Source organism: Rhizobium sp. BR 314 (assembly GCF_047445805.1).
GTDB lineage: Bacteria > Pseudomonadota > Alphaproteobacteria > Rhizobiales > Rhizobiaceae > Rhizobium > Rhizobium lusitanum_B.
Genome location: NZ_JARWLA010000004.1, coordinates 274011 through 295792, shown reverse-complemented (window position 1 = coordinate 295792; position 21782 = coordinate 274011). Strand labels below are relative to the sequence as shown.

The window sequence follows — 21782 nt, the reverse complement described above, 5'->3', positions numbered from 1 at the left end:
TGGAGTGATGAATGGGGACTGTTTCGCAGTTGCACGAACGCGTCAGGCAACCCGCGCATCGCATTCAAAGCGAAGAGGAAGCGCTCGATATCGCACGGTCGTTAGCGGCCGGTTTCGCGCAGCAGGCAAGCGATCGCGACATCAACCGCGTCCTGCCCTACGATGAAATCGAAATGCTCTCCCAATCCGGCCTGCTTGGCATTTCCGTGCCGTCGGAACATGGGGGCATCGATATCTCCAACTCCGTCCTGACCGAGGTCGTCGCGGTCCTGGCGGAAGCCGACCCTTCCATCGCACAGATCGCGCAGGCACATTTTCATGTGCTGGAGGCCGTGCGGGTCGGCGGCAGCGAAGAGCAGAAGGCGTCCCATTTCGAAAGAGCCATCATCGGCGACCGCTTCAGCGGCGTGTTTGAGCAGATCGATGTCAAAGGGCCGGAGCAAGACGATCTCCGGCTGACCCAGGTAGGTCTCGGCTACCGCCTGAATGGCCGCAGCTTTCATTCAACCAGCATCCTGTTTTCCGATTGGATCGCCATCTTCGTCCGCGACGAGCGCGATGGTGTCGTCGTCTCGGTCCTTCCGAGGAACGCTGATGGCATCCAAATCATCGACGACTGGGATGGCTTTGGCCAGCGCACCTCCGGAAACGGAACGACCATCCTACACAACGTCTATCTCAACGCCGGTGCCGTACTCGCACATAGCGAAAAGTTCAGAGAGCGCAACGTCATCGATGCAGTGAATCAGCTTACCCATGCCGGTATCAATCTCGGCATTGCCCGATCGGCCATGGCGGCCGCAATCGACTTTATCCGTTCACATGACAATCCAGGGGCAGACGGAGACGCGAAACGGACGGTCAGCGACCCGGTGATCGTTGCCAGGATAGGCGAAATCGCCGTTCGCATCGAAGCAGCAACCGCCGTGGTGGAGCGTGCCGGCAGCAAGATCGATGCCGCCCAGATCAATCTTACCGAAGCTCATGTGATAGACGCCGCACTCTCCGTCGCAGCCGCGCAGACGATGACGGCCGAAATCGCGATGGAAACGGCTAATACGCTGTTCGACCTGGCCGGCACTTCGGCAGCGCGCATCGGCCTCAATCTCGACCGTCACTGGCGCAACGCCCGCATTCATACGCTGTACGACCCAGCGCGACGGAAATACACAATGGTCGGAGATTATCACCTGAACGGCATCAAGCCGCCGATGCGCTGAACGCTCCGGTCCTCGACGGCGTGCCGAACCACTCAACCGATGTGTGAGGTACGGAAGTCTTCCGGCTCCTGGATCTCGATCCCCTGGCCACCGCCGGCAACGAACTGCTCCAGCGTCATGTTGTCGAGAATTTCGGCAATGGCATCGCGGACTTCCGTCATCGAGCGCCGCACCTGACAGCGCTCGGGATCGGAACAGTCGTCGCAGGCTTCGTAGGCCGTGCGGCTGGCGCAGCGGATCGGCGCAAGCGGGCCGTCCAGCGTGCGAATGACGTGGCCGATACGAATATCCGCTGCGGGACGGGACAGAGAATAGCCTCCACCCGGTCCCTTCTTCGAGCGAAGCACACCGGCGTTGCGCAGTTCAAGCAGGATAGTGTCGAGGAACTTCTTCGGAATGTTGTTGCGCTGCGCGATATCGTTGATGAACGCGGTTTCGCCGGGCGCCAGGCGCGCCAGATCCACCAGCGCCTTCAATCCGTATTTTCCTTTTTTCGTAAGCATCGCTATCCGCTTTACTGCAAAGTCGATTGTTGGAAGCCCGGCTTGGTTCAAGAGAGACTCAAGCGGCCGATCTTGTCATCATGGATTGCGGACGTAACCCTGCCATCCCGGACGAGCAAGATAGTAACTCACAAATTGTATAGTTTATATGAGTAAATTTAGGCAGATGTATCGTCTAAGCAACGATTTTGCGGCTTTTCTTGGATTTGCAGCATGTTCAGCCAAAATATGCGGCAGTTTTGCGATAATGACGTACGAGACATCCAAAGTTCAAATACCACCAGGCCGACGAGATCAGGAATGGCCATGGGCCTCGTCAGGCAGCGCTACTGGCCCGATGTGCCTTGCTATACTCATTCTCCCGCTCCGCAATTGACGCCGCCACCTGTTCGGCAACGAAAACCGCATGTTCGACAACTTCGGGCAATCCCATGAGTTCGCCGAAAGTCCCGCGGCCCAACGGCCCCGATATGAACAAGGAAGGTACGATTGCGCCAGTCTCATCCAGTGCCCGTGATTGAGGGTCGCAGGCAAGCCCGAGGCCCGTGGAATCCATCGCTAGACACCCTGCGTCCGCCAGCGCCTCGATCCAGTCCTGCGAGTGCAGAATGCCGCGATGACCTGGGCCTGTCGTGACGACCACGGCGTCAAATTGCCGTTCGATGCTCCGCTCTGACCGACTGAGATGGAATCTGCAATCGACAACGCCGTCCGTCACCGCGACGCTGACAACCGAGGCGGCAAGCACCTCAAGCCGGCCGCTTTCGATCGCCTCTTCGCTGACGGCCTCCACCTGCGGCGCAACGCGAAACCGGTGAACATCCCAGAACGGCCGCAAATGCCGCACGACGCGGCGACGCTCTTCGAGCGGAAGCGCCTGCCACAAATGCCGCCCCTGCGCCCGCACCTGATCGATGACGCCATGCCAGCTGCGCCCCTCGCCTTCAGCCTCCTTTATGGTGGCGCGCACACGCCGTAGCAGCGAAACCGCCGTTGTTGATGGATGATCGACGAAATCGCCGAAGAGATCCTGCTTCACATGTGGATGACCGCGTGAACGCAGCCCGCGACGGGATATAGCCGTAATCGGCCCCCTATGTCCCCGCAAATCAAGCGAGGCGATGACATCGGCCGACGTCAGACCATTGCCGACAACCAGCACACGATCATCGGCGCGGATGGCCACAAGCGCATCAGGCCTGGTCGGATCCGGGACGAAGCGCGGATGCGCGGCGAGGACCTCTCTTAGCAAAGCCGGCGGCAGCGGCGACGGATGGCTCGTAGCTATGATGAGAATATCGGCATCCAGACGCTGACCGGCCTCGCCGGTAATCGTCCACATGCCGCCGGACCGCTCGATGCGCTCGACGCCCTGTCTGACGTGAGCAAGGTGCCCACCCTCGACAAAAGGGTGTATCATGCTGTTGATATAATTGCCGAAAACAGCGCGGCGCGGAAACAGGCCACCATTGGCCGCAAGCGCGGCGCTGTCGTCGCCGACCGCATCATGCTCCTGTATCCACTTTTGAAAATGCTCGATGTCATCGGGAAGCAAGCTCATTCTGGCAGCCGGCACATTGATCCGATGCGCGGGATCGCGCGTGTCGTAAGCAAGTCCTGCCCCGAGGCGTTCGCGCGGCTCGAAGATGAACAGCTGGCCGAGCTGCACTGACTGACGCTGCAGCAAATGAAACGCAACTGCCGCACCGGAAACCCCACCGCCGACAATGGCGATAACGGGTAGATCACGCGCCTGATGGTCAGAGCCAATGGTCAATGGCCAACTCCTTCCGGATTGGTCGGCATTGAGCTACCGGCCCGCCGAACAATCGCAATTGCCTTACCCGACGAGGATATACTCTATAATTTTTATTGACAATACGATCCGGACGCGAGCGCTCGCGCAACTACAAACGATACCGGGAAACGAGGCCGATAAAGCTTTATAAACAAGTATTTAATTGTGCCCCGCACAACATTGTTTTTGCACCGCAGGATGTAAAAAACTTGGCACACAACGAATAAAAGAACATACTAATGATTGTTCTGATCCGTTTTCTCTTCGGGAGGAGAAACTCATGGAACTGCTTCGTCTACTCACCGCTTTCGACTATACATTGATACTGCTGCTGGTGGTCATCTTTGTATTTAGCGTGATGGAAGGCGGCCACAGAAAACACTAAAGCGCGTCGCGATCTCTCAGACCCGCCATTTGCGTTTTAGGTTCATGATATCGCGCTTGTCGTTGTCGCAAGATCACTGTACCTTTTTGCGCGGCATGCGTTTGGCTCGCACGTCAAGGCGGTGACATTCGCTGTCGGCAGCGGCCCCACACGTGAATGCGCACCGTGTCGTTAGCGCATATATCCGCAGGCCCAATCGACCGACGACGCCAGAGGCTCAGCGGCATCTATTCCGAGTGCAGCTGTGCCGACACCTCACGATGAAGATAAGCTGCTGCTTGCTGCGCTTCCTGTGGGCGGTCCGCCCAATCATCTCGTGATTTCCCCAGATAGGCATCGCGCGCTTGCGCAAGCGTTTCCGCGACATGATCCGGTAGCCGCAATATCGCCCAATCGGCGGCGGCGTCCTTTGAGACAAACTCGTTCGTGCTTGCCGTTCGCCACATGCGGGCAAGAGTGAGCAGCACATTTCGCTCGTCTCCATGTAAATTTTCCAGAAGCGCCGGCAACGCCTCGCGCATGGCAAGCCGAATCTGGTCGGAGGAAATTTCGGAAAGGATGGCATCAAGCTCAGGCCCAAGCAACGGTTGCGCCTGCTGCCGTGCCTGGGCCAGTATCAGAGTGTTTTCAGGATCGGCGTGAGCCTCGGGAATGCCACCCGCTTCGAAATGCTCGCGCAACCATTCTCCATAGACGACCTCGCTTCGCGCCGGAAAAGCCGGCTCGGAAAGGTCGGCCTTGAGAAATACCATGAGCTCAATGCAGCGCGGGCCGCCTGGGCTGGCCGGATGCGGGCCGGAAACCTCCATCAATGCCGAAACCAATTCCAGGCGCATCGCTTCGGTCATCGGTTGATCGATGACGGCTAGCACGTCGACATCGCTCTGCGGCCGCAACCCATCCTTCACCGCTGAACCGTGCAAGTACATCGCAAGAAGATGATCCGCAAAGATCTCTTTCGCGATCGACATTGCCGACATCGCCTCGGCCGGAACCGTTCGGTTAGCGTTCCCCATCACTCCTCCGCTTTATTGCGATGCGTTATAGCGAAGGAAATTCGCGTGCAAAATATGCAATCTCGCAGCGCCTCCATTTCCATCGGACACGGAATGGATGCAACCCAAATAATTCGCTCTTCCCTCGAATAGATTTTCCATTACTTCCATGTATGACTGCAGGAAAAGCACGTTTCTCCTTCCATCTTCATGTATTTTTCTCACAAGCCTCGCGCAAACAACGCCTGGGACAATGCCTCCTTACAGATGAGACTCTGGACATGAGGGAATATAGTCATGGGATATGATTGGGACGGCGCCAGAACACGGCGAATACAGAAACTGAAATACGGGATCTCTCTATTCCTCTTCACGATATCCCTAGCCGCGCCAACGATCTTCTTCCTGCACTTCCACTGACGCCAAAAACTCCGCATCGACGCGACATCTGCGCCGGAGACAGATGTGCAGAGCGGTACCGCTAAAAATGCACGTAACCGGCCAGAAGGACGGATCATACGACCGGCGTGCTGGGTAAGGCAGGAGCGGTCAGCGATCAATATCATCGGCAGCGGCGCGCGGCGTGCAGCTCGCTTAACGTCGGCTGCTGAAGAAAATCGTCGCAGCCAGAATAAGCGCAGCCGAGACCCCGACGACACTGAAGAAAAGCGGCATCATCCAAATATCGCCATCTGGCCCGACGCATTTCTGAATAGCGCAACCAATCCGGGCGACAATGATCAGAACGAGAAACACCAGGGTGATGAGGCTTGCGACGATAACCGCAGCTGTCTTCAAGAAATTGACCACAGCTTCCATCGTCAGGTCTGCCCCGCGCAGAGGAATGTTTCCCGCAATTTAGCCGGAAGCCGTTAAGTCTCGTTTGTAGCCCTAAGCAATTATTGACCTCGATCGGCGCTGCAGCGTGGAGCCTGATAGCTGCGTCAACCTGACTTCAATGCCGTGCGTCATGGCGCAGGCCGATCGATCAAATCTGATCTACGATACAATGAGCTCCCTGTGAGAGCACTTGGGCGAAATTGAGCGCTACATCTCTCAACAGGAACGGAAGGCAAAGTGTAAAACGCCCGCCAATCGCGTAAAATACGCGCAGTCGAAAACCCTTGAGACGTTTCAATTTATTCAACAATTTCAAGAGGTTTTTGGTGGGTGATGTAGGGCTCGAACCTACGACCCGCTGATTAAGAGTCAGCTGCTCTACCAACTGAGCTAATCACCCGTACCGCTTGATGGCGGCGTGACCGGGCATATAAATAGGATCGGTTTGATTGTCCAGCGGCCAGATGAATTTTCTTTGATTATTTCTCAAAAAAATTTCGGCGGCCACGAAAAACCCTTTAAAATCAAAGCTCAAGAATTCCGGAGGCGATACGCACAGCTTGGCCGCCAATACGCGCATTGGTGATCTGACCGGCATCGATATCGAGATGAAGATGAATCAGTGAGGGTCGTCCCATCTCGATTCCCTGCTCGATGATCACGGGATGATGCCCATCCGGCAATCCGTCGAACTGATTGATGGCTCCGGAGAGCGCCGCGACCGCCGAGCCGGTCGCAGGGTCCTCAACAATGCCCATCCCGCAAGGAAACATCCGGGCATGAAACTTGGCGACATGATTGACGCCGCCGCGGCAATAGATGAAGGCGGAGGCAAGGGCGCCGTCGACGAAGGGCACCGTCTTTTCCCAAAGCTGCAGATCGAAATCCAGCCTCTCGGCAGCGCCGACATCATGCACCGGCACCAGGAGGAAGGGCACGCCGGCACTCCAGATGGACGGGACATGGTTCTCGAAACCGATCTCGGTGATCTTCAGACTGAGGGCATTGGCGATATCGGCCCTGTCGAGCGGCAAGGGAATCTGCTGTGATTTCCTCGGCAGATCGAACTCGGCAAAGCTCGCCTTGTTCTGGCGCAGCTTGATGGCGCAGCGAACGGGGCCGACGCGCTCGTCCAGCACGGAAACGAGGTCGAGATCGCCGCCGTGGCTGGCATGAACCCTCTCCGCAAGCGCAATCGCCGTGCCGACCGTGGGATGGCCGGCGAAGGGCAGCTCGCGGCCTGGCGTGAATATTCTGAGGTTTGCGGTATGGGCGGGATTTTGCGGCGGCAAAACGAACACCGTCTCGGAGAGGTTCATCTCGCGCGCGATTGCCTGCATCGCCTCGTCGCTCAGACCCTCGGCGTCGAATATGATAGCAAGTGGGTTGCCCGCCAGCTTGCTGTCGGTGAACACATCATAAATACCGTATTCGCGCGCCAAACCTGCCTCCATTCACGCTTCCGCACTCAATTATTCATACCGGCAAGCGACTCCAGCGCAAGCCCAAGCTATTTATCCCCGCCGAAGTACCAGGCGAGGATTGGCAGCATCGCCGCGCTGTAGTGATGCGCGGACGGATCGGCCGAACGAATGGCGACAGCGCCGTCAACTTCGTCCTCTTCGGAAACCAGCATATGTGCTTCGATCCTCCGCAGCATATCCTCCGCCGTCCACGGGAAGCGGAAAATGCGAAAGAGAGTGACCGAACGGTTCAGATGCGTACCATAATAGCCGGGCTCGACCACGGCGTCATCGAGATCCAGGCCGGTCTCCTCCAACACCTCGCGACGCATATTGCCTTCGACATCGCAGTGCCCGTCGACGATGTCGCTCTCGTCCATCGATCCGGCAGCGCAATAGACCTGACCGGGATTGGCCGTATGCGGCGCCATGCGGATCGCAATCAATGCTCCGTCGGATGAAATCGCCACGGCAAAGGCAAAGAGGTGAAAGCCGCCCTGCGCCCTCTGCTTGCGCCACCAGAGAAAGGTGGAAAACGGCGCGATATAGGCTTCGCCTTTCACCACGCCATCCCGGATCGACACATGATGCTGGAAGACCATGCGGCCGTCAAAAAGCGCCGGATTGGCATGAACCTCCCTCGCCCAATTCTCCCGCACCGCCGTCAGCTCGCGCAGATGAAACGGATGCTCGCCAGGCAATACGGCGAGATCGATGTGGGAAACCGGAAACACTGTGCCCTCGGGCGGCCAGCCTGCCATGTCGTTCTGTTCTGAAACGGTCATATCAAATCCAATGTCATGACGACGGGGCAATGGTCGGAGGCCTTCGGTCTGTCCCAGCCGACGCGCGGATAGCGCTCCACCTCCTGCCCCGTTGGGAATATGGTGCGGTAAGGCTGGCCCGAGCGGACGATATCGGGAACGCCTGACGCGTTGGCGCGCGCCAGAGCCGGCGACAGCCAGATGTAATCGAGCTGGCAGAGCCGTTGCTCCTGCGGCCCGCGGGCATGATAGAGCGTCCAGCGGTCGAGCTCGTCGCGCCGCCGCGTGACGTTCTCCGCGAAACCGTCATGGCTGAAAATGTCGAGCGCGCTTTCTTTGTCTTCCCTGCGCGGCTCGAAACGATAACCGGTATGGCGGGTGCCAATGACGTCTATCCACTCCTGATAGTCGTTCATGTCGCCGCAGATGGCGAAGTTCTTGGATGCCGTATGACCTGCGCCAAAGCGATTTTCGATGATGCGGCGAACTGCCATCGTCTCCGCGCGACGGATCGGCATGGTCGCATGGCGCCCGTCCAATCCTTCCCGAGCAGGCCCCATCGATTTCAGATGGACCACATAGAGAGAAAACGGCACGCCACCAATATGGAGATGCAACTCAAGGCAATCGCGCTTGAAGATCTTGTCTTCCGCATGATGACCAAGCTCGGCCAGTTCGTCGTTGAAAAGACCGAAGTCGTCGTAAGTCACCATGGCGTGACTTCTTATATCGTTGAGCACGATGGGCTGACCATCGCGCGTCTGCTCACGCATCATCACGGCAACATCGATGCCGCGGCTATCATTGCCCTCGATCAGGTATTTTTGGCGATAGCCATTGCCGACCATGCGATAGAGATAGCCATATTCGAAGGCCTGCAGCGCCGCCATGTTGTCGACTTCCTGCAGGCAGATGATGTCGGCGTCCGCATCGGCAATCGCAAGCGCCGTCATCTGCCGGGTGTCGTCGGTCGCGGCAACCACGCGCGCCGCTTCCAGCTGCTGATAGACCTCTTCGTTGCGGACATCGAAGAGCTGCAACACGCGATCCTGCCGCAGTTGATTGCGAAAACCGGTATAATCGAAACGTGTCAGAAGGTTTTCAACATTGAATGTCGCGAGACGCAGGGACATGAAGCATTCCAATTTACGAGAAGACTGTGAGCCGGCTTATTACTTCACATCAGCCGGCTTTGGCTGTAACGGTCGACTTGAACTTGCCCATCAGATACGGGCCGGAAAGAACAGGCGCGTATTTCGGCTCTTCCCCTTCCTTCAGGCATGAGGGCAGGCAGGCAATCTCGGCAAACCAGTTCGGCTGGTGGAAGAAGGCAAGCGACTGCCGCCGCTGCATGCCACCCTCTTCCGGCGGCGGATTGACGACGCGATGCACCGTAGAAACCCAGCGATCATTGGTCCAGAGCGCCATCAAGTCGCCGATATTGATGACGAAGGCGCCCTCCACCAGCGGCACCGGCGTCCAATTGCCATCGGGCGCGATGATCTCAAGCCCCTTCGAGCCCGGCTGCGGCAACAAAATCGTCAGACTGCCATAATCGGTATGCGCGCCGGCACGAAGCTGGCCGGGTTGCGGCGGCACGTGCTGCTCCGGATAATTCAGTGCTCTCAGCGCGCTGATCGGCGCATCGACATAGGAATCGAAGAAGCGCTCATCGAGGCCGAGCGCGGTTGCGAATACCCGCATGATACGCGCCGCCAGATCCTCCATCGCCCCGTAATAGGCCTTCCATGCCTCGACGAATCCATCAAGCCCATCCGGCCAGATGGTGGCGGCATAGCAGAAGCCGAGCGCGTCAGGGTCGCTCATGCCTGCGGGAACGGAAAGCGGGCCACCGTTGAAGCTCTCCTTCAGGTCCGGCGGCGTGTCGACATTGCGCGATTTTGCGAGCGCCTCGGTGCCGGGCCCGAGATAGCCATAAGGATAGCCCGGATAGAGCGTCTTGGCGCGCTGTTTCGTCTCGGGCGGCAGATCGAAAAACGCCTGCGTCTTCTTCCAAACCTGGCCGATAACGGCGTCGGTGACGCCGTGGTTGGCAATTGCCAGGAAGCCGGTCGAGCGGCATATCCGATCCACTTCCGCGCCGAGCCGTTGTTTCTCGTTATGGTCGGCAGCCTCGAAGGTACAGAGATCGAAAATCGGAAAACTATGATCGGACATACGCGACTCCCATTCGTGACGTCGAAGCAAATCAATCATAGGAGGAGGCAGGGAACAACCATCTTGTCCCCTGTCCACTCAAAGCCGCCATGCAGAGCGAATAGCAACCGGATAGTCGTCGCCCGCGGTAACCGGCTCGCGGCTATAGGCGCGCAGCGCCTGCCCATCCGGCATTGATAGCCTCAGCGCATAGCGCTCGCCCTCATAGAGAACGGAAACCACCCGGCAGCAAATGCCTGCCGCATCGGCAACCACATCTTCGGGCCGCACCAGAATATCTGCACTCTCCGAGCCGTCCGCCCGGTTGTCCCACAAGCCCCGGAAGGAAGGCCAGTCGATGCGACGCAGCCCACCACCAGGAAGGCCGAGCGAGAGAATAGCGCCCTGCCCGACAAGCTCTCCGACCATTTTGCCTTCGGGGCGTGCATAGATTTCCGCCGGCGGCGCCACCTGCAGGAGCCGTCCTTCGGACATGACGGCAACGTCAGTGGCAAGCGCCATCGCCTCGCTCTGGTCGTGGGTGACATAGACCATGGTGGCGCCTGAGCGCTGGTGGAACTCGCGGAAGGTCTCCTCCATCTCCTTCTTCAGGTGGCGATCGAGGTTCGCCAGCGGCTCGTCCAGTAGTACGACGTCAGGCGATGTCACCAGGCAGCGAGCAAGAGCGACGCGCTGACGTTGACCACCTGAAAGGTCGGCGGGCCTGCGTTCGGCATAGTCGCCAAGTCGCACGGTCGTCAGAGCCTCACGCACTTTCTCGCGGTAGCGCTCGCCGGAGATGCCACGCACCTTCAAGGGATAACCGACATTGTCGGCAACGTTCATATGCGGCCAGAGCGCGTAGGATTGAAACACCATCGCCATATTGCGCCGCTCCGGCGGCAACATGTTCGCCGCATCCGCCAGCAGCCGCTCGCCGAGGTGAATGGAGCCATCCGTGGGCTGTTCGAAGCCGGCTATCATTCTGAGCACAGTCGTCTTGCCGCAGCCGGAGGGGCCGAGCAGCGCCAGGAAACCGCCCTCGCGGACATCGAGCGACAAAGCATTGACGGCCGCGCGACCGCCCGTGCTGAAATCCTTGCTGATGTGATTGAGGATCAGCTTCGCCAAGGCACAACTCCCTTCGGCAGGCGCTTGGCCATGATTTCCAAAAGCACCATCATGATGACGACCATGGCAATGACGATGACCGACATTGCCGAGGCTAGATCGGCGCTGCCGCCATCGTCGAGATTGTAGATGACGACGCCGAGCGTCTGCGTACCGGCCGACCAGAGCAGCGCCGAAACGGTGAGCTCGTTGCAGGCAATCAGGAAAACGAGGATCACCGAGGCGCCCGCCGCCGGCGCGACTAACGGCACGATGATGTCGGTCAAGCGTCTGAAGAACCCTGCCCCGGAAAGCCGCGCTGCCTCTTCCAGCGCCGGATCGAGCTGCAGAAAGGCGCTCATGACCGGCTTCAGGCTGACGGCGAAATAGGCGGAGAAATAGGCAAGCAGGATGATCCAGATCGTCCCGTAAAGCGTGACGTTGAGGATCGGTAGCGGCGCTGCAAACACCAGAATGAAGCAAACGGCGATGATAATGCCCGGAAGTGAATAAGGGATCTCGATCATGCCGCCGACGATGCGGCTGAGTGCGTCCTTACGCCGCGTCAGCGCATAGGCCGCGAGCACTGTCACCAAAAGGAGACCCAGTGACGTCATGCCGGCAAGGAACAGCGAATTGGAAAAGGCCGTGCGCGTTATGCTCTGCCGGAACAGGATTTCGGTGAATGCGTGCAGCGATGCCGTCTTGAAGGTAAGCGGCACGCCATAGGCCGGCACCAGCGCGCCTGCGACGAGCGCCAGAAAGGGAGCCACAAGCATAACGAACAGGATGGCGTAAAGCACCGGCAGGGCAAGAAAGCCCCAGCGGCCAAGCGAAAAGGCAGCCGTCGCTCCGGAAATGCCGATGACGCGATAATCGCGGCCCTTCAAAGCCCTGCCCTGCACGGCAAGACCGGCAACGGCAATGACGGCGATCATCGTCGACAGCACAGCGATATCGCCGAAGGTGCGCGGCCCGAAACTGGAGAACTTCGTGAAGATCAGGGTCGAAAGCGTATAAATCGAGGCGGGTATACCGAGGATCGCGGGTATGCCGAAATTGCCGATCGAGGAGACGAAGGCGATCGCAGCTCCGGCAATGACGCCGGGCAGTGACAAGGGCAGAATAATATCCCTGAAGACACGCAGGCCGGACGCGCCGGAAAGCCTTGCGGCCTCGACACCATCGCGCGGTAGCGCCATCAGGCCGGCACGCAGAGCGAGATAGACCAGCGGCGCGTGTTGAACACCGTAGAGCAGCGCAATGCCGCCAACCGAATAGAGTGGCTGCGGTGAGCCGAGCGGCGGCGCAATGTGCAACGCTTTCAGCAAGGGGCTGGCCGGCCCGGACATCTGCACCCAGGCAAGCGCCGTCACTTGCGGCGGGATCATCATCGGCAACACGAAGAGGAAGCCGAGCAGCCCCCTGCCAGACAGGTCCGTCAGAGTCAGCAGGAATGCAAAGAGGCAGCCAAGCAAGACGGAAACGATGGTGCCGAGCACGGCCGTCTCGATCGTGTACCAGGCCGAGCGCCAGAGAGCCGGATCGGTGATCAGCTCATAGGTGCCGCCTCGTAGCAGCGCCTCGATGCCCGCAAGCGCCAGCCGCGCCAGCGGCAGGACGCTGAGCAAAAGCACGACGGCAACAACAAAAGGAAACAGCCAGGCCGGCTGGCTGTTTCCCCTACGCACATGTGAGTACATTTAAAATCCGGGCCGGATCATTTCGACTTGAAGTAGGTGGAGAAGGTCTTCAGATCCTGATCCGTGTTCTTGAGCGCATCAGCTGCATTCAACGGCAAAACCTTGATGCTGTCACGTGCCGGGAAGCCCTCCGGCAGCGGCGTGCCGTTGCGGGCCGGAATATAGCCGAGCTTGAGGAAGCCTTCCTGACCCTTTTCCGAGAGGACGTAGTCGACGAACTTCTTGGCGGCATCGGCATGCTGCGTGCCGGCGAGGATGCCGACCGGCTCGGTGACGGCCGAAACGCCTTCCTTCGGGAAGACGAACTCCAGCGGAGCGCCCTTGGCCTTCTCGCGGATCGGCATGTAGTCAACGATCATACCATAGGCCTTCTCGCCGGAAGCGACCGACTTCAGCACAGCACCGTTGCCGCCGGACGCAATCGCGCCGTTCTCGGCGAGGTTCTTGTAGTAATCCCAGCCGAGGCTGCCGACGCCGGCCAACGTCTGCGCGTGAATGAGAGCGGCACCCGAAGCCAGCGGGCTCGGCATGGCGACGAGGCCCTTGGCTTCCGGCTTGACCAGATCCTGCCAGCTCGCCGGCTTCAGCGAAGCGGCAGTGTTATAAACGATACCGGTCGTGATGAGCTTAGTAGAGTAGTAATAGCCGTCGGCGTCATAAAGCGAGGCGGCGTAGTTCGCAGCTTCCGGCGACTTATAGGCGAGCAGCTTGCCGGCTTCCTTCAGACGCTCGAGCGTCACCGTATCGGCGATCAGCAGAACATCGGCAACCGGGGCGCCGGCCTGCATTTCAGCCTGCAGCTTGGCAATGATCTGCGGTGTGCCGTCACGAACCCAATCGACCTTGATGCCGGGATTGGCCGCCATGAAGCCATCGACGGTGGCCTGCGCATCGGCATTCGGCTGGCTGGTATAGAGGACGAGATCAGCGGCGTTGGCGCTACCGGAGAAAAGAGCGATGGCCAACAGGCCGGCAAAGGCGGAAACAACGGTCTTCATAAAAACGTCCTCGGCTGGGTTGTAGGAGGGTTCTCTAGACGTGCGGCTTAACATGATTGTGACAGTTGAATTTGAATAGTTTGCTGTTCGTATGATGATTGAATCTTGACCGCCGTCATCCAGCACTATTTCCTGACGCACGTATTTCAGATTGAGATTGAGGAGGACAGATCTATGGAATATCGCCTGCTTGGCCGCTCCGGCCTTAAAGTTTCCACCATCACCATGGGCACCATGACCTTCGGCGGCGTCGGCTGGGCGAAAGCGACCGGCGATCTCGGCGTCAAAGAGGCGAAGAAGCTTGTGGACATGTGCGTGGATGCAGGCGTCAACCTGCTCGACACGGCCGATGTCTATTCGCAGGGAGCATCGGAAGAAATCATCGGCGAGATCATTGGCGGCCCGCGCAAGAACGGCGTCCTCATCGCCACCAAGGCGCGCTTCTCGATGGGACCTGGCGTCAACGATGCCGGCTCATCGCGCCTGCACCTCATAAAGGCCTGCGAAGCAAGCCTGAAGCGCATGAAGACCGATGTCATCGACCTCTACCAGCTGCACGAGTGGGACGGACAGACGCCACTGGAAGAGACGATGGAGGCGCTCGACACATTGGTGCGCCAGGGCAAGGTCCGCTACATCGGCTGCTCGAACTTTTCCGGTTGGCACATCATGAAGGCGCTCGGCGTCAGCGAGCGCGACAAGTGCGAACGTTTCGTCAGCCAGCAGATCCATTACACCCTGGAAGCCCGTGACGCCGAAAACGAGCTAGTGCCTGTCAGCATCGACCAGGGCCTCGGCATCCTCGTCTGGAGCCCGCTCGCCGCAGGCCTGCTGTCTGGTAAGCATCGTCGTAACCAGGCAACGCCGGAGGGCACGCGCCAGTTTGTCGGCTGGACGGAGCCGCCGATCCGCGATGAAAACCGCCTGTGGAATATCGTCGACGCGCTGGTGGAGATCGCCGACGGTCGCGGCGTTTCGGCAGCGCAGGTCGCGCTTGCCTGGCTTATCGGCCGCAAGGGCGTGACCTCGGTCATCGTCGGCGGCCGCAACAAGGCTCAGTTCAAGGACAATCTCGCCAGTGCCGAGTTGAAGCTGACGGATGAGGAGCGCAAGCGGCTCGATGACATCAGCCTGCCGCCGCTGATGTACCCCTATTGGCATCAGCGCAATACGGCCAGCGACCGGCTGAGCGAGGCCGATCTCTCACTGATCGACCCACACCTTTCCAAGTAGAGAAAAAACGGTAATGGCGGCTTAGGCCGCCATTMCCCCGATCTCGCTCGCAATCAGCTTGCCGAGCCGCGAGATGCCTTCCTCGATCATTTCTTCATTGGCACAGGAGAAGCTGACGCGGAAGGTGTTCGCGCCGCTACCGTCGGCAAAGAAGGCCTGCCCCGGCACGAAGGCAACCTTCGTTGTCTCGAGCGACCGCGCGAGCAGCTTGGCGCCGTCCATACCCTTCGGCAGGGTGACCCAGACAAACATACCGCCTTCCGGCTTCGTCCAGCTCGTGCCTTCTGGCATGTATTTCGCAAGCGCCGCCAGCATGCAGTCGCGGCGATGACTATAGGTCTTGCGAATTTTGGCAACCTGCGCGTCAAAGCCGCGCTCGGCGACCTGATGGATGGCGATCTGGTTGATCGTCGAAGAATGCAGGTCGGCTGCCTGTTTCATCAGGACAAGCTTGCGGATGACAGACGCATTGGCGACGACGAAGCCGACGCGAAGGCCAGGCGCCAGCGTCTTGGAGAAGCTGCCGCAATAGATCGTCCGCGTGTCGTTGATGCTGCCCTTGCGCGCGATTTCCAGCGCCAGAATCGGCGCAACCGGCTCGCCGTCATAGCGCAGCGATTGATAGGCGGCGTCTTCGATGACGGCGATATCGAGCTCTTCGGCAAGGTCGAGCAACTTCTCGCGACCGGCCAGATCGACCGTTTCGCCCGTCGGGTTGGCGAAGTCGGCCGAAAGATAGGCGAATTTCACCCTGCCCCCCGCCTGAGCAGCCGCGGCGCGATAGGATTCGGGCGTGCGGTTACCGTTCGGCGTCAGCTGATCGTAGGCCGGCTCGTAGGCGTTGAAGGCCTGCAGTGCACCGAGATAGGTCGGCGCCGTCACCAGCGCCGTATCCTTCGGCGACAGGAAAAGCTTGCCGAGATAGTCGAGCCCCTGCTGCGAGCCGGAAACGATGAAGACGTTTTCCAGCTCGCAGGGGATGCCGAGCGCGCCCATCTGGCCGACAAGCCATTCGCGCAGCGGCTTGTAGCCTTCGCTGACCGAATATTGCAGCGCTGCGTTCACCGTCGGGCCGGAAAATATATCGGCATAAGCCTGCTTGAACTCGGCATCGGGAAACAGTGCCGGATCGGGAATGCCGCCGGCAAACGAGATGATATCCGGCCGCTCCAGCAGCTTCAGCAATTCGCGAATTTCGGAGGCGCGCATACGGCTCGAACGCGTCGCAAAGATATTTTCCCAATTCAACATGGGGCTTCCTCGTAATTTTTGGTCTTTCCAGCACAAGATCACGCAATAAAAGATAAGTCAACAATGCTGACCTAATTTGTTTCAACCGTGCCGGATATTCGCCATCTTTCCCGATAGCACTGCGCATCTCCATTAAAGAGAAGTGAGCGACAATACGCATGAGCACGGACCCGACATCGTCTTTCTACACCGACAACGCGACCCTCTATGCCGCGCGCGACCGCAATCTGCCGAGAAAGCGGCTGGATGCCTTCCTCGACACTTTGCCCGCTGGCGCATCCATCCTCGAGCTGGGTTGCGGCGCTGGCCAGGATGCCGCCTACATGCTCTCGCGCGGCTTCGACGTCGCGCCCACGGACGGCTCTGCCGAACTCGCCAGGGAAGCCGAAAAGCGCATCGGCAGGCCTGTTCGAATCATGCGCTTCGAAACCTTGGATTCCGTCAGCGCTTTCGATGGCATATGGGCAGAGGCTAGCCTCCTACATGTGCCGCGCTCGACGCTACCGGATGTTTTCAGGCGCATTCTACAGGCTCTGAAAACCGGCGGCATCTTCCATGCCAGCTTCAAGGCCGGGGAGGCAGAGGGACAGGACAAATTCGGACGCTACTACAACTATCCTTCCGCCACATGGCTTGAAGAGAGGCTGAGCACCGCGGGGTGGAGGATCGTCGCCATGACCGAAGCCGACGGTGGCGGCTTCGACGGCGAGCCGACAAGATGGCTCTATGTGACGGCCCGAAAATAGAAAGGCCGGAGCTTTCGCCCCGGCCCTCCATTCCGACAATGCGGAGAGCTTAGTTGACCGACTTGTCGACCAGCTTGTTCTTGCCGATCCAGGGCATCATGCCGCGCAGCTTGGCGCCGACTTCTTCGATCTGGTGGCTATCGTTCAGGCGGCGGATGCCCTTGAAGCGGGCAGCGCCGGAGCGATATTCCTGCATCCAGTCCGAGGTGAACTTGCCGGTCTGGATGTCCTTGAGGACGCGCTTCATCTCAGCCTTGGTTTCTTCGGTGATGATGCGCGGACCGGTGACGTATTCGCCCCACTCGGCTGTGTTCGAGATCGAGTAGTTCATGTTGGCGATGCCGCCTTCATAGATCAGGTCGACGATCAGCTTCACTTCGTGCAGGCACTCGAAATAGGCCATTTCCGGAGCGTAACCGGCTTCGACCAGGGTTTCAAAACCAGCGCGGATGAGCTCGACGAGACCGCCGCAGAGAACGACCTGTTCGCCGAAGAGGTCGGTTTCGCACTCTTCGCGGAAGTTGGTTTCGATGATGCCGGAACGGCCGCCGCCAACGCCGCAAGCGTAGGAAAGAGCGAGTTCAAGAGCGTTGCCGGACGCGTTCTGATGAACGGCAACGAGGCAGGGAACGCCGCCGCCCTTCTGGTATTCGCCGCGAACCGTATGGCCGGGGCCCTTCGGAGCGATCATGACGACGTCGACGGAAGCCTTCGGCTCGATGAGGCCGAAGTGAACGTTGAGGCCGTGTGCGAAAGCGATCGCAGCGCCGTCGCGGATGTTCGGAGCGATATCGGCCTTGTAGATGTCAGACTGCAGTTCGTCCGGAGTCGCCATCATCATCAGGTCGGCCCAGGCAGCAGCTTCGGCAACGGTCATGACCTTGAAGCCGTCGGCTTCTGCCTTCTTGACAGTCGGCGAGCCGGCCTTCAGTGCGATCACAACATTCTGTGCGCCGCTGTCCTTCAGGTTCAGCGCGTGCGCGCGACCCTGGGAACCGTAGCCGATGATGGCGACCTTCTTCGACTTGATGAGGTTGAGATCGGCATCACGATCGTAATAGACGCGCATTGTTTGTCCTTCCCTTTGCTTGTCTGGTGTAAATTTGGATCTGCTCAGACGGTCGCCGCTGCTTCCGCCAATACTTTTTCCGTGCCGTAGAGCTTGAGGAAGGCAGTAATAGCCTTCTCTGCCTGACTGCTGGAATCCCTCAAACCGGGTTCGCCGAGCAGCATGCGTACATGCAGATCGGAAACGATGAGCCCGTAAAGCGTGTGATATGCCTCGTCGGCATCGGTAAAACGTAACAGCCCTGCCCGCTTGCCGGCATCGATGAGGCCGATGGCGCGGCGGTCGATCTGCCGGCGGCCGCGCTCCAGCAGCAGCTTGCCGAGCTTGGAACCGTCGCGGTTCGACTGGCCGATCGCCAGACGGTTCAGCGCAAGAGAAACATCGCCGGCCAGAACTTCCAGCAGATCGCGCGCAAAAATCACGAGATGATCATGCAGGCTTGCGGTATTCAACCGTTCGCCATTGCGCTCGAAGGTGCGCACCTTGCTGGCCTGATAGGTTATCATCGCCGATAGCAGACCGTCGCGGTCGCCGAACCACTTGTAAAGGCTTTCTTTGGAGCAATTGGCAGCGCGCGCGACACCGGAGGTCGTCAGCGCCTTTTCGCCACCGTCGACGAGCAGACGCAGCGCCTGTTCCAGAACGGCGTTCTGGCGCGGCGAAAACTCGCTCGACTGTCCTACTTCGCTCAGCACGATGCTACTCCCAAATGCGTACCGTACGGTACGGTTCGTGAAACGTTATGTAGCACCGCGAAACGGTCGTCAAGCGGAATTCGTTGCTGCACCGCGGTAAAAATATGCAGAGCGCTTGTCATCAGGAACACACAGCGGATAGACCATGTCGGCCCCTCCATCGCTGGCGAGATTTCCTGATGAAACCCGTAGTCAATCCCTCAGACAAGGTGTCGCCGGCGCGGCGCGATGGAAGCCTGAAGAACGGCAAAGGCCGGGCAATCGCTCAAATCGTCGGGATTTGCCTTGCAATCGGACTATATCATCTACCGGTGCCGGTAGACGCAGCGTCCAAGTCCCTCGCCCGGCCGGCCGGGCACTATTGCGGCAAGCTTCTCTCCAGCGACCGGCTGGTCGATGTCGAAACCTCGCTCCAGGCCGATGCTGAAGGTCACCTATCAGGGACTTACCGTTTCAACGACGATGGCAACACCACGGTCGGCACTCTCTCGGAAATCGGAACGAAACCCGGCAAGATACGAACGCTGCGCTGGTTCGATAAATACGGAATGGGATCTCTGACAATCCGCTTCGATGCGGGCTATCATCGTTTCGAGGGTCTATGGGGACCGCAGGACACCGCTCCGAGCTACACCTGGAATGGCGGCAGTTGCAACGCGCCGATCAGCTAACTTCCGTTAGTACCAGGACCTACTCGGCAGCGACCACGCTATTGCGCATGGCCTCAACATCCTTCAGCGGCGGCAGACCGTAGAGACGGCTGTACTCTCGGCTGAATTGCGAGGGGCTCTGATAGCCGACACGATGGCCGGCCGATCCTACGTCGAGCTGTTCGACGATCATCAGCCGCCGCGCTTCATGCAGTCGCAGCTGCTTTTGATACTGCATCGGCGACAGGGCTGTGACGGTCTTGAAATGGTGATGTAGCGAGGAAACGCTCATGCCGACCCGCTCAGCCAGCTCTTCGATGCGCAGCGGCTGCGTATAGTTGCCGCGAAGCCAGGCGACCGCACGCGCCACCCTGTTGCTCTGGCTCTCCGCCATCGCGATCTGCAGCAGCCGGGGACCATTCGGACCGGTCAGCAGGCGATAGAGGATTTCCTGCTCGATCAACGGCGCCATGGCCGGAATATCTTCGGGCCGATCAAGCAACCTGAGCAGCCGCAACGAAGCATCCAGCAATTCCGGCGAGGCCGCATTGACTGCGATCCCGCGCACAGGCTCGGCAGTGACCGCTTGACGCGGAATGCTGACGCGCGACAGCAGCTCCTTCAGCCGCTCGCTATCCAGCGCCATGCCGAAACAGAGGTACGGCGTGTCGCTGCCGACATTGGTGACCTGCGTCGATACGGGAAGATCGAGCGCGGTCAAAATATACTCGCCGACGCCGTAGTGGTAGGTTTCAGCGCCAATCGTCAGACTCTTGCGGCCCTGGACCACGATTGCAAAGCACGGTCGGTAGGCGCCATGCTGCCAAACGGTTGCAGCCGACTGCCGATAGAGATGAAGGCTGTCGATCGGCGTTTGATGCTCCCCATCTCCCGTGGCGAAACGTGCAACGATCGATGCGAGTTCCTGATTGGGATTGAAAGGCAGCGTCATGTGCAACCGATTGTTTTGGAGTGGGTATCGAGGCTTATCTAGGTAACGTCATTCGATCGTGAAAGACCCATCGCGTATTTAGATTCGCAGGATCGTACATAAAGCTTGCAGGATCGCTCTAACGCTTCGGCCTATTCCCAGTGCATAGTCGGCCATCCCAATTTCACTCCCACCTCTCCTAGAAACAAGGAAATCTCCCATGCCTATCGCAAAGGGTTATGCCGCGACCGACGCGTCCAAGCCGCTTACTCCGTTCACCTTCGAGCGCCGCGATCCCAACGAAGACGATGTCGTCATCTCCGTCCAATATTGCGGCGTCTGCCATTCGGACATCCACCAGGCCCGCAACGAATGGGGCAATTCGAGATACCCGATGGTGCCGGGCCATGAAGTGGCAGGCGTCGTGACCGCGGTCGGTTCGAAAGTCACCAAGTTCAAGGTCGGCGACCGCGTCGGCGTCGGCTGCTTCGTCAATTCCTGCACGACCTGCGCCACGCGCGACCTGGACTACGAGCACTACATGCCCGGCGTCGTTCAGACCTACAACGATGTCGAAGCAGACGGCGAGACGCCGACCTATGGCGGTTACTCCGATAGCATCGTCGTCAAGGAAGGTTATGTTCTCTCCTTCCCCGATAATATCCCCCTCGACGCAGGCGCACCGCTGCTTTGCGCCGGTATCACGCTCTATTCGCCGCTGCGCCACTGGAAGGCCGGTCCCGGCAAGAAGGTTGCGATCGTCGGCATGGGCGGCCTTGGCCACATGGGCGTCAAGCTGGCCCATGCCATGGGTGCCGATGTCACGGTTCTCAGCCAGACGCTGTCGAAGAAGGAAGACGGTCTGAAGATCGGTGCCGACCACTACTATGCGACCAGCGATGCCGAGACCTTCACGAAGCTCGCCGGCACCTTCGACCTCATCATCATGACGGTCGGTATCGCCGTCGACTGGAATGCCTATCTCGGCCTCTTGAAGTTCGATGGCAGTATGGTCGTCGTCGGTGCGCCCGAGCATCCGGTTCCGGTGCATGCCTTCTCGCTGATCCCCGGCCGCCGCAGCCTCTCAGGCTCCATGATCGGCTCGATCAAGGAAACCCAGGAAATGCTCGACTTCTGCGGCGAGCACAATATCGTCTCCGAGATCGAGAAGATCAGCATCCAGCAGATCAACGAAGCCTATGAGCGCGTGCTGAAGAGCGACGTCCGCTACCGCTTCGTCATCGATATCGCCTCGCTGGCATAAATAAAGA

Annotated in this window: 20 protein-coding genes and 1 tRNA gene; 6 read left to right on the top strand and 15 right to left on the bottom strand. The window is 59.2% G+C overall.

Annotated elements, in window-relative coordinates; all coding sequences use genetic code 11:
- Window positions 1-11 precede the first annotated feature (11 nt).
- The gene (locus tag QD461_RS08490) at window positions 12-1220 is read left to right on the top strand and encodes an SfnB family sulfur acquisition oxidoreductase (protein WP_414087330.1); all 1209 of its coding nucleotides are present in this window, start codon (window positions 12-14) and stop codon (window positions 1218-1220) included.
- Window positions 1221-1252: 32 nt separating this feature from the next.
- Here the strand turns inward: QD461_RS08490 and QD461_RS08485 are convergent, their stop codons facing one another.
- From QD461_RS08485 to QD461_RS08475, 3 genes are all read right to left on the bottom strand, one after another.
- Window positions 1253-1723 carry an RrF2 family transcriptional regulator gene (locus QD461_RS08485; RefSeq protein WP_414087329.1) on the bottom strand — a complete coding sequence of 157 codons (471 nt, stop codon included), beginning with the start codon at window positions 1721-1723 and terminating at the stop codon, window positions 1253-1255.
- A 316-nt stretch (window positions 1724-2039) separates the two neighbouring features.
- Window positions 2040-3500, bottom strand: coding sequence for an FAD/NAD(P)-binding protein (locus tag QD461_RS08480; protein WP_414087328.1), 1461 nt, complete (start codon window positions 3498-3500; stop codon window positions 2040-2042).
- A gap of 633 nt (window positions 3501-4133) precedes the next feature.
- A complete protein-coding gene (locus QD461_RS08475) occupies window positions 4134-4877 on the bottom strand; it encodes an aminoglycoside adenylyltransferase domain-containing protein (protein ID WP_414087327.1) in 744 nt (247 codons plus the stop codon).
- Between the two features lie 489 nt (window positions 4878-5366).
- Between QD461_RS08475 and QD461_RS08470 the strand changes: the two genes are divergently transcribed.
- Window positions 5367-5777, top strand: coding sequence for a hypothetical protein (locus QD461_RS08470; RefSeq protein ID WP_414087326.1), 411 nt, complete (start codon window positions 5367-5369; stop codon window positions 5775-5777).
- A gap of 288 nt (window positions 5778-6065) precedes the next feature.
- Here QD461_RS08470 and QD461_RS08465 read toward each other — a convergent pair.
- From QD461_RS08465 to QD461_RS08430, 8 genes are all read right to left on the bottom strand, one after another.
- A tRNA-Lys gene (locus tag QD461_RS08465) sits at window positions 6066-6141 on the bottom strand.
- 124 nt (window positions 6142-6265) lie between these two features.
- A complete protein-coding gene (locus QD461_RS08460) occupies window positions 6266-7183 on the bottom strand; it encodes a PhzF family phenazine biosynthesis protein (RefSeq protein WP_414087378.1) in 918 nt (305 codons plus the stop codon).
- A 68-nt stretch (window positions 7184-7251) separates the two neighbouring features.
- A complete protein-coding gene (locus tag QD461_RS08455) occupies window positions 7252-7989 on the bottom strand; it encodes an NUDIX hydrolase (RefSeq protein ID WP_414087325.1) in 738 nt (245 codons plus the stop codon).
- Window positions 7986-9101 (bottom strand): endonuclease/exonuclease/phosphatase family protein, encoded by a 1116-nt coding sequence (locus QD461_RS08450; RefSeq protein ID WP_414087324.1) that lies wholly within the window; start codon window positions 9099-9101, stop codon window positions 7986-7988. Before QD461_RS08450 ends, QD461_RS08455 begins: the two co-directional genes overlap by 4 nt.
- 49 nt (window positions 9102-9150) lie before the next feature.
- Window positions 9151-10146 carry an isopenicillin N synthase family dioxygenase gene (locus QD461_RS08445; protein WP_414087323.1) on the bottom strand — a complete coding sequence of 332 codons (996 nt, stop codon included), beginning with the start codon at window positions 10144-10146 and terminating at the stop codon, window positions 9151-9153.
- A gap of 78 nt (window positions 10147-10224) precedes the next feature.
- Window positions 10225-11256, bottom strand: coding sequence for an ABC transporter ATP-binding protein (locus QD461_RS08440; protein ID WP_414087322.1), 1032 nt, complete (start codon window positions 11254-11256; stop codon window positions 10225-10227).
- Window positions 11244-12938, bottom strand: a complete 1695-nt coding sequence (locus QD461_RS08435; RefSeq protein ID WP_414087321.1) for an ABC transporter permease — start codon at window positions 12936-12938, stop codon at window positions 11244-11246. Before QD461_RS08435 ends, QD461_RS08440 begins: the two co-directional genes overlap by 13 nt.
- A 17-nt stretch (window positions 12939-12955) precedes the next feature.
- On the bottom strand, window positions 12956-13936 hold the full coding sequence (locus QD461_RS08430; protein WP_414087320.1) for an ABC transporter substrate-binding protein: 981 nt from the start codon (window positions 13934-13936) through the stop codon (window positions 12956-12958).
- Between the two features lie 174 nt (window positions 13937-14110).
- Between QD461_RS08430 and QD461_RS08425 the strand changes: the two genes are divergently transcribed.
- On the top strand, window positions 14111-15169 hold the full coding sequence (locus QD461_RS08425; protein WP_414087319.1) for an aldo/keto reductase: 1059 nt from the start codon (window positions 14111-14113) through the stop codon (window positions 15167-15169).
- Window positions 15170-15190: 21 nt separating this feature from the next.
- Here the strand turns inward: QD461_RS08425 and QD461_RS08420 are convergent, their stop codons facing one another.
- Window positions 15191-16420, bottom strand: a complete 1230-nt coding sequence (locus QD461_RS08420; RefSeq protein WP_414087318.1) for a PLP-dependent aminotransferase family protein — start codon at window positions 16418-16420, stop codon at window positions 15191-15193.
- A gap of 158 nt (window positions 16421-16578) precedes the next feature.
- Here QD461_RS08420 and QD461_RS08415 point away from each other — a divergent pair, with 158 nt between their 5' ends.
- Window positions 16579-17166: a class I SAM-dependent methyltransferase gene (locus QD461_RS08415; protein WP_414087317.1), complete on the top strand. Its 588-nt coding sequence runs from the start codon at window positions 16579-16581 to the stop codon at window positions 17164-17166.
- A 49-nt stretch (window positions 17167-17215) separates the two neighbouring features.
- Here QD461_RS08415 and ilvC read toward each other — a convergent pair whose 3' ends face one another.
- Both ilvC and QD461_RS08405 read right to left on the bottom strand, forming a co-directional pair.
- Window positions 17216-18235, bottom strand: coding sequence for a ketol-acid reductoisomerase (gene ilvC / locus QD461_RS08410; RefSeq protein WP_184703884.1), 1020 nt, complete (start codon window positions 18233-18235; stop codon window positions 17216-17218).
- 44 nt (window positions 18236-18279) lie between these two features.
- Complete coding sequence (locus QD461_RS08405; RefSeq protein ID WP_414087316.1) at window positions 18280-18930, bottom strand: TetR/AcrR family transcriptional regulator; 651 nt, start codon at window positions 18928-18930, stop codon at window positions 18280-18282.
- Window positions 18931-19109: 179 nt separating this feature from the next.
- Between QD461_RS08405 and QD461_RS08400 the strand changes: the two genes are divergently transcribed.
- Window positions 19110-19601, top strand: a complete 492-nt coding sequence (locus QD461_RS08400) for a hypothetical protein (protein WP_414087315.1) — start codon at window positions 19110-19112, stop codon at window positions 19599-19601.
- Window positions 19602-19620: 19 nt separating this feature from the next.
- Here the strand turns inward: QD461_RS08400 and QD461_RS08395 are convergent, their stop codons facing one another.
- Window positions 19621-20532 carry an AraC family transcriptional regulator N-terminal domain-containing protein gene (locus QD461_RS08395; RefSeq protein ID WP_414087314.1) on the bottom strand — a complete coding sequence of 304 codons (912 nt, stop codon included), beginning with the start codon at window positions 20530-20532 and terminating at the stop codon, window positions 19621-19623.
- 199 nt (window positions 20533-20731) lie between these two features.
- Between QD461_RS08395 and QD461_RS08390 the strand changes: the two genes are divergently transcribed.
- Complete coding sequence (locus QD461_RS08390; protein WP_414087313.1) at window positions 20732-21775, top strand: NAD(P)-dependent alcohol dehydrogenase; 1044 nt, start codon at window positions 20732-20734, stop codon at window positions 21773-21775.
- The last annotated feature ends 7 nt before the right edge of the window (window positions 21776-21782 follow it).